This window comes from Paraburkholderia sp. RL17-347-BIC-D (assembly GCF_046027915.1).
In the GTDB taxonomy this organism is placed as follows: Bacteria; Pseudomonadota; Gammaproteobacteria; order Burkholderiales; family Burkholderiaceae; genus Paraburkholderia.
Window position 1 is genome coordinate 1 of sequence record NZ_JARESS010000198.1, and the last position, 900, is coordinate 900.

The 900-nt window shown below is 54.1% G+C and carries 2 protein-coding genes; both read left to right on the forward strand.

Going from position 1 to position 900, the window contains the following annotated elements; translation table 11 throughout:
• Positions 1–515: 515 nt before the first annotated feature.
• Positions 516–668, forward strand: a complete 153-nt coding sequence (locus P0D96_RS48130; RefSeq protein ID WP_408183718.1) for a hypothetical protein — start codon at positions 516–518, stop codon at positions 666–668.
• Positions 669–694: 26 nt separating this feature from the next.
• Positions 695–900 (forward strand): hypothetical protein (locus P0D96_RS48135; RefSeq protein WP_408321384.1); only part of this gene is annotated, 206 nt, incomplete at its 3' end.

Sequence of the window (900 nt, forward strand, 5' to 3'; positions counted from 1 at the left end):
AGCCCAGGCCGGCCCCGGTCGCGAGCGAGTCCCGATAGCGGCGCCAACGCCCCGCTCTATGCCCGTCGCGAGAACGAATCTGAGGACAATGCGTCGTCGTTGCCATTTTTGCAGGCGGCTCAGATGGGACATTTTTCATCCGCCGAAGGAGCGCACCTTACCGCGGTTATACGTCCGTATAACCAGGCAACGCTAACGCGGTATCGGCATACCCAACCGTAGAGTAGATTCGCCCTTTGGCAAAACCTATTCTTCTCTCATTGAGAAAGCGCTCGCCACTTACTTATGGCGAGAACCATTCTCTGACAGCATGTCCTAAGTCGTATTGGGTTCAGCGTTCGTGCGGAAAAAATCGGTAGATGGCTGCGACGCGCACAAATTGCTTCGAGATAACAAGCATGTAATCCGAGAGACAGGACCGCGTCAACAGCGGTTGACCAGAATGGAATCAACCCGTCCGGTCAGCGACGAAAGGCGCCAAGACGCGTTGATAGTAAATACCACAGGAGCTTGCCATGTTCATCTATTCGATCCGTTATCGCGCTGGCTGCGGCCGTTGGGCGGTCGCCTTCGCACAGGCCGCTTCACAGTCCGACGCTGAAGCGATTGCAACCTGCCGTTATGGCGCTTTCCATTCCGTCAGCCGTGCCGGCTTGGTCCGAGTATAGAAAACGTAGTTGTGGTGGAGGCAGCTATGGAGTTCAGCGCATTTATCAGACAAGCCGAACGGGACGCCGAGGTGGTCGACGCACCTAGCGTCTCGATCCTCCTGACCTCCTTGGATCTCGACCAGTCACAATTTTTCATCAAGCTTAAGACGACCGGTCATGTAAATGACTGGAAAGGTATTTCATGCAAAATTTCATGTTTCATAACCCCACACGAATCATTTTCGGCGAA